Annotated in this window: 4 protein-coding genes; 2 read left to right on the forward strand and 2 right to left on the reverse strand. The window is 71.9% G+C overall.

What is annotated here, in order from left to right; all coding sequences use genetic code 11:
- Positions 1 to 22: 22 nt before the first annotated feature.
- Together ADK41_RS14845 and ADK41_RS39280 are read left to right on the forward strand one after the other, a co-directional pair.
- Positions 23 to 739: a FadR/GntR family transcriptional regulator gene (locus ADK41_RS14845; protein ID WP_030826715.1), complete on the forward strand. Its 717-nt coding sequence runs from the start codon at positions 23 to 25 to the stop codon at positions 737 to 739.
- Positions 740 to 1062: 323 nt separating this feature from the next.
- Positions 1063 to 1494 carry a pectinesterase family protein gene (locus ADK41_RS39280; protein WP_199822386.1) on the forward strand — a complete coding sequence of 144 codons (432 nt, stop codon included), beginning with the start codon at positions 1063 to 1065 and terminating at the stop codon, positions 1492 to 1494.
- A gap of 205 nt (positions 1495 to 1699) precedes the next feature.
- Here ADK41_RS39280 and ADK41_RS14850 read toward each other — a convergent pair whose 3' ends face one another.
- Together ADK41_RS14850 and ADK41_RS14855 are read right to left on the reverse strand one after the other, a co-directional pair.
- Positions 1700 to 5056, reverse strand: coding sequence for a S8 family serine peptidase (locus ADK41_RS14850; protein ID WP_030826718.1), 3357 nt, complete (start codon positions 5054 to 5056; stop codon positions 1700 to 1702).
- A 1223-nt stretch (positions 5057 to 6279) separates the two neighbouring features.
- Positions 6280 to 7282: right-handed parallel beta-helix repeat-containing protein (locus tag ADK41_RS14855; protein WP_030826721.1), on the reverse strand; the 1003-nt coding region annotated here is incomplete at its 5' end.

Here is a 7282-nt window from a genome sequence, read left to right on the forward strand (position 1 = left end):
CACCGACTCAAGGAGAAACCGCATGGTGTCCTACTCCGGCCGCGGCGTGCACGGACAGGTCGTCCACACCCTGGGCGCGCGCATCGTGGGAGGTGGGATCGGTGAGGGGGAGATCCTCGACATCGGCGCCCTCGGAGCCGAGCTGGACGTGAGCCTGACCGTGATGCGCGAAGCGCTCAAGGTCCTCGCCGGCAAGGGGCTGACCGACGCACGGCAGAAGCGCGGCACCTTCGTACGGGAACGCGCCCACTGGAACCTCCTCGACGCCGACGTCATCCGCTGGCGGATGGAGACGGGCGACGGCACGCAACTGCTGCACGACCTGGCCGACGTACGGTCCATCATCGAGCCGGCCGCGGCGCACCGGGCGGCCCTGCACCGCACCGACGCCGACCTGACCGTCCTCGACGCCGCCCTCGACGCCATGGGGCAAGCACAGGTGGACTCCGCGGCCGCCGCCGAGGCCGACGCCGCCTTCCACCGCGCCCTGCTCGCCGCCACCGGCAACGAACTGCTGCAGCGAATGGACATGCTGCTCGAACCCGGCCTCCGGGAACGCGACCGCATGGTCCACAGCCACCACTTGGCGGACGACCCCGTCCCCAGCCACCGCGCCGTGCTCGACGCCATCCGCGACCAGGACCCCGCCCGCGCCGAACTCGCCATGCTCAACCTGCTCGCCAAGGCCCTCGCGGACCTGGAGCGGCTCGCCGCGCCCAAGGCCGCGACGCGCTCCTGAGGAGCCGCCGAGGCGCGCTGCCGGGGCCGCGACGTCAGCCGGACGACACGAGAGGGCGAATCCGCGAAAGGCAGGGCACGCGACGACTGGATCCGCACGCGTGGCGCACGCCCTGCTCGACCTGACCGACGCCGCCGTACTCGAGGCCCCACACGGAACGCCGACCCGGCTGTCCTCGAAGGCCGCGCCGCCCGTACGGGGCCGGCCCGCCGGTGCGCGCAGTGTCGGCGGAGCCTGGCCCGCTTCGGCGGGTTCGCCCCTCGAGCGGTGCGGCCCGCAGGACGGGACCGCCGTGGGCGCCGTCCTGTCTCCCGGCACTCCCGGTGGCTTCCGACGGCACCGACACGTACCGGACCGTGCGGGCGGCAGTCGACGCCGTGCCGGCCGACAGCACGGCCCGCCGGGTCATCACGATCGAACCGGGGACCTACCGGGAAATCGCGACGATTGCCTCGAACGATTCCCGCATCACTCTGCGAGGGCTGGGCAGCGCGGCCGTGTTCGCCCACGGACACGACTTCCCGGCCACCGACCCGACCATCTCCGACGACTTCGGCGGGAGCTCGGTGACCAGCGGCCGGCAGGCGGCGGTGATCCGTCCCCAACGCCGACCGCGCGGTGTTCAGCAATGTGCGGCTGCTGGGCGACCAGGACACCTTCCTGGCCGACGACTCCACCCGCGCCCACATGACCGACTCGTACGTGGAGGGCACCGTCGCCTGCGCGGCCGCGCCGCGCGGGGGCGGTGCCGTTGAGGGAGGCGCCGACGCTGCGCCTTCGGCGGTCGGAGCGGGAGAGGAAGGGGCGAGAGGCAGGCGTGCGGGCCGCCATGACCGCTTCGGGCGGCGCGGTTCGGTGGCTCGAGGCCGGCCGCGGCCGGATTCTGCCCGGTGCCCGGCGCGATTTCGGGAAAGGGGAGGGACCGGCCGCCCCGGTGGCGGCCGGTCCCTCCGCGTCGCTCTACTTCAGCCGGTAGGCCCGGATGACGCTCTGCGTCACCGCGCTCCCGGCCGTGTCACTGGCAGTGGCGCGCAGGGACACGTGGCCGCTGCCGCTCGGGTGCTGCACGACGGCGGCCCACTGCTTGCCGCGGCGGTTGACCTCGGCCGTCCGCCAGGTCTTGCCGTCGTCGTAGGAGACCTCGACCCCGGGCGTCCTGATCCTGCCGGTCCCCGGCGCGCCCGGCTGCCGCTTGACGGTGACGGGGATGGTGAAGGGGTGGCCCGACGGCGCGGCGTCGTCGCCGTCGAGCCGGGGCGAGAACCCGACGGTCAGCAGGGGCAGTACGGCTGTGCCGCCCGTGTTCTGCGAGGGGAAGGTCCATGCGGCGTCGACCCGGCTGCCGAGGCCGAACACCTGCTGCTCGGCGGAGGCCTCGAGGCGGTAGGTCGCCCTGGCCGCGGGGACGTTGAACATGCCGAAGCCGAGGTACTCGGTCTCACCGACGAGTTGCCCGTCGCGGTACAGCGCGGTCCTGGCCCGGTCGGCGTAGGCGGGCGAGCCGACGTGTCCGGCGGCGTCGCTGAACAGCGCCGGGTTGGCGATGAGCGTGTCGCCCTCGCGGATCACGCCGTCGAACGTGCGGGTGTCGGCGAGGCCGGGGACGAACGGGCCCTTGTTCCACTGCTCGGTGTAGCGGCGGCCGGCCTTGTACGGCCGGGGAGCGGCCTCGATCACCCGTTCCGGGCCCACCCACAGGGCGGAGCCCCACTGGATGCCCGGCGTGTAGTACTCCGTGCGCCGGCTGGGCAGGGGCATCCGGAGCATGTACGCCGAGTCGTAGCCGTACCCGGGATCGAGGTTGCGCCAGCCGTACGGCTGGCCGGAGGTGCCCTGGAAGTCGTGCCGGACGGCGGCGAAACTCCTCTTGGTGTAGTGCTTGGCGAACCCGTCGGGGACGCGGCCCTTCACCTCTTCGCCGGCGGCGTACAGGTAGGGGCTGGAGGAGAACAGGCCGTCGGGGCTCGGCTCGGCCCATTGAGCGGTGACCATGGTGGTGAAGGCGCCGGCGGCGGCCGGGGGACCGATCTGCCCGATGGTGAGCCCGTTGAAGGAGCGGCTCATTACTCCGGCCGTGGTGAACCGGCCGGATCCCGTACGGAAGTTGAAGCCCACGTTGGCCTGAGCCAGGGCGGCCGTGGTCTCGGGCAGGGCGGCCGTCATGGCGATGGGCTTGGCCCGGCGGGGATCCACGGTGAGCGAGGTGTCGCGGTCCAGCACCAGTTCGGGCCGGGCGAGCATGGCCAGGTCCTCGTCGTCCGTACGGAACTGCCTCGTCATGCTCATCAGTCCGTAGCGGCCCTTGGGCAGCCGGACGGTCAGCGTGCCGTCGGTGTCCGCGGGCCACCGTTCCGCACCGCTGGCGAGATTGATCAGACGGGTGAAGTAGCCTTCGGCCGGGTTTCCCGTCCGGTCGAGGAAATCGAGGGTGAGGCTGTAGCTCTCCACCTCCTTGTGCACGCTGAAGGTGGTGACCAGCTCGGCCTGCCCGGCGGCCGCCACCAGACGGCCCGACCACATGCCGTCGGCCGCCTCGACGCTCGTGTCGGCCGTGAGGGTGACCTGGGCCTGTCCGCCGGCGGGCACGGTGACCTCGTCCGTACCGGTCCGGAACATGCCGGCCGGAGCCGCGGCCCCGTCCGGCCCGCCGGCCCGCACCGTCAGGTCGAAGGTGACGTCGGTGTCGCCGGTGTTGCGGTAGGTGACCGTCTTCGTGACGGGCTTGTCGTCGTGGTGCGGCCACAGCGCCTTGCCGAAGGAGAGGGAGGCGGGGTCGGCGGTCACGGTCTGGGAGAGGGCACGGGCCACGTCGGCCCGGCCGGCCCCCTGCTCGAAGACCGTCAGGCCGGGGTTGGGCGTGGCCGAAGCCATGAGAGCGGCCTTCAGCTCGCCGGCATTCCAGTCCGGGTGCTTCTGCGCGAGCAGGGCCGCCGCGCCGGAGACGTGCGGGGTGGCCATCGACGTCCCGTTGGCGCTGGTGTAGTGCTGGTCGACCGGGGCGCCCATCGACGTACCCGTGGCGCGGGCGGCGACGATGTCCACGCCCGGAGCGGTGATGTCCGGCTTGATGCCGTCGTCACCCACCCGCGGTCCACGGCTCGAGAAGTCGGCGAGCCGGTCGGACTTGTCGACGGCGCCCACGGTGAGCGCGGCGTCCGCGCTGCCGGGTGAGCCGATCGAGCCGCGGCCCGGTCCGCTGTTGCCGGCGGCGATCACGAAGAGCGAGCCGGTCCGCTCGGTGAGGGTGTCGACCGCCTCCTCGAGCGGATCGACATCCGGTGCGTCCCCGCCACCGATGCTGATGCTGACGATGCGGGCCTGCTTCTGGGCGGCCGCCCACTCCATGCCGGCCAGCATCGCCGACTCACTGCAGCCGACGCTCTCGCAGACCTTGCCGGAGATCAGGGTGGCGTCGGGGGCCACTCCCTTGTGCTTGCCGCCCGAGGCCGCGCCACTGCCGGCGATGGTCGACGCCACGTGTGTGCCGTGGCCGACGGTGTCCTCGTCCGTGGTCGTGGTGAAGTTCCTGCTCTCGGCCACGTTGTGGGCCAGGTCGGGGTGGCGGGTGTCCACGCCGCCGTCCAGCACGGCCACCGTCACCCCCTTGCCGGTCAGGCCGGCCTTCCACGCGGTGGGGGCGCCGATCTGGGGCACGCTGCGGTCCAGCGCCGGCTGTCGCTTGCCGTCGAGCCAGATCCGTTCGATCCCGCTCGCGGGAACGAGCCGGGCGGCGGCGCCGTCCTTCGTCCGCGCAGGTGAGGCGCCGGCCGTGACCGCCTTCCAGACGTCACCGGCGCGGCGCTTGGAGACCGAAACCGCCGCCCCGTCGATGGCGGGCAGCTTGCGGCCCATCGTGGCGCCGGCCTCGTCGAGCACCGAGTCAGCGGCCTTGCGGGTGCCGGCGCTGCGGTAGCCGACCATGACCGGCAGGTGTGAACTGACCCGGTCCGAATAGCCGTTCCGGGTCAGCGCGCCGATGTTGAACAGACGCCGGTCCAGTCTGCCGGTGCGTATCAGGGGCTCGGCGTCCTGCGGGATCACGTACAGGTCGCCGTCGCTGCGGAGGGTGAGGAAGCGTATGTTCTCCCGGCCTCTCGCCGGCTGTATCGACGCACTGCCCGCACCGCTCGACGCCACCGTGACCCGGTCTCCCGTGAGCAGGGTGAAGGTGACGTGGCGGGCGGAGCTCTGCGCGCCGCCGTCGGCCCCGTCGGATGCCGCGGAGGCTGTACGAGGGCCGGCCCAACTGGGCTGTCCCAGGCTCAGCACCAGCCCGGCCATGGCGAGGCAGGCCATGCCTCTTCTCGATGCTCGCATTCCACTCCCTGTCGTGGTCAGGTCAATTCGCCAGGAGGCCCGGAGCGCGGTCCGTACCTCGGCGGAACCCGCCTGCGGCGTCGGCCGCCGGCTGCCGGATCGCGGTCGTGTGAAGCGCAGGTAGCGTCGCATCGTTCCTCGTCGGTCGACCAGGCTTGATCGCTTCGCAACTGCGCCGTGACGCACATGCGACAGGCGGACGCGACGGTGCGCCTGCCGCGTGTCCGATCGGCGGCGCTCCTGCCGGGGTGGTCCGGTTCGCCTTCCGCGGTGGCGGAGCCCGGGGGAGTGTGAAGCGAGCCAGGGGCCGATGGCGACAAGCGGGATCGAAGGCCCGTCCGGCAGGGGTGTGCGCCTCCTTCCCGGCCCGGCCTGGCATCTCCGCTCTCAGGGGGAGGGGATCGGTGCCAAGGCGCGACACCGGCCATGCTCGGAAACATCGTCAGCGGGCGAGCAGAGGGTGATGACGCCCAAGCACCCGGCTTCGGGGGGGCGGGGCGAACGGCGAGGGGAAATCGCTCGCCGTCCGTTCCCGACTCCGTTCGCGCCTTTTTGCAAGGTCCGCAAGGGGAGACGTGTCGCATGCGCGACGATGGGGATCATGCTCGGGTCCGTCGGATCGACCAAAGCCGAAGAGGCCGCCCATGTGCTGCTGGACCGGGGCTCGGCCTCCCTGCAGGAACTGGCCACCGCCTCCGCTCGCGCCCGACGCCTGGTCAAGTCTCTCTTGGGCGAGGGGCTGTCCACGCTTCGCTGCGTGGGCCGGCACACAGGTGCGGGCGGCGCGGCGGGCCATCAGTTCCCGCAGCCGGGTCCGCCGCAGGTCCGCCTCGCAGTTCCCGCCGTCCGCGGACGGGGAGACCCGGTGGAACGTCGTCCGATCGAGCGCCGCCTCCGCAGGCGTGGGCTCCCCGGTCTGGTGCGGAGCGGCTGCGGGCGGGAAATGGCGCGGCTCGTGCGGCGCAGGCGTCGAGTCGGGCGACGCTGACGCGGGAGCCGAGCAGGCGGGCGGCATGTAGTCCGGTGCGGTCCGGTCCCAGGGCTGACGGGGCCGTCCGGGGCTGGAAGGCGGCGGTCGGCGGATCGGGGTGGGCAAGGAGCCGGGCGGCTGTACCGAGGGCGCGGTCGAGGTCGGATTCGGGGACGGGGGTGGTTCGCACCGGCAAGCCCGCGGCGCCGGTGGGAGGCGCCGCGGGCCGTCAGCGCTGTGCCGGAGGGGGAGGTCACATGCCGATGTTCACCTGAGGGCCGGCGTAGGTGCCCAGCAGGGCCGGGACACTGCTCGCCGGGTCGAGCGTGTAGCTGTAGAAGCTGCGCGGGTCGAAGGCCGACCCTCGTGTCTGCTGCTTGCCCGACGAATTCTTCACGATGCTGCCGGTCTGGCGCAGCTCGGCGGTCGAGTCGGGGTAGTAGGGGTTCTTGACCGTGTCGTAGTAGCTGTTCTCGATGACCATCTTGGTGCTGCCGCGGGAGTAGTTTCCGTAGCCGGTGATGTTCTGCAGGTAGTTGTTGTACAGGTGGGCGTGGGCCACGTTGTCCGTGCTGGGATTGCGTGGGCCGGTCTTGTGGATCCAGTTGTGGTGGATCGTCATGCGGGCGGTGACGTTGTCCGTCCAGCCGATGCCGAACGCCTTGTTGCCCTCGGTCAGGACGTTCCAGGACACGGTGAGGTTGGTGGTGTCCTTGCGGCTGTCGATGAGGCCGTCGTTCATCCGCATGATCCGGTTGTGGTCGATCCAGATGCGGTTGGCGGTGTCCATCTGGATGCCGTCGTAGTCGTAGCCGTCGTCTCCCGGGTCGTCGTCCGCCATGCGGGTGTCCCGGATGGTGAGGTTGCGGATGATGACGTTGCTGGTGCCCTCACCGAGGAAGAAACCGCCGCCCGCGATGGTGCCGCTGGTGCCGACGCCCACCACCGTCTTGTTCGACGTGACCCGGATCTCCTTGCCGTACGGCGACACCGAGATCGTCCCGTTGACCCGGATGGTGTACGGCTGACCCGCACTGGCGTACCGCTCGAGATCGGCCTGGCTGGACACGGTCACCGTCTGCCCGCCCGCGCCGCCGGTGGTGCCCGCCGCCCCGGCGAATCCGTCCGGCGTGCTCGGCCAGTCCCGGCCGCCCGACCCGGCGGGGGTGAAGAGCCACTGTTTGGTGGTGGTGTCGGCGCAGGTTTCCTGGACGATCGGGGTGCCGTTGGCGGTGCCGGCGTTCTGGTTGGCGAGG

The sequence above is a fragment of the Streptomyces caelestis genome (assembly GCF_001279005.1).
GTDB lineage: Bacteria > Actinomycetota > Actinomycetes > Streptomycetales > Streptomycetaceae > Streptomyces > Streptomyces heliomycini.

Coding starts and splice junctions, on each gene's coding strand:
- ADK41_RS14845 (WP_030826715.1), top strand. CDS start 23: ATGGTGTCCTACTCCGGCCGCGGCGTGCACGGACAGGTCGTCCACACC.
- ADK41_RS14850 (WP_030826718.1), bottom strand. CDS start 5,056: ATGCGAGCATCGAGAAGAGGCATGGCCTGCCTCGCCATGGCCGGGCTG.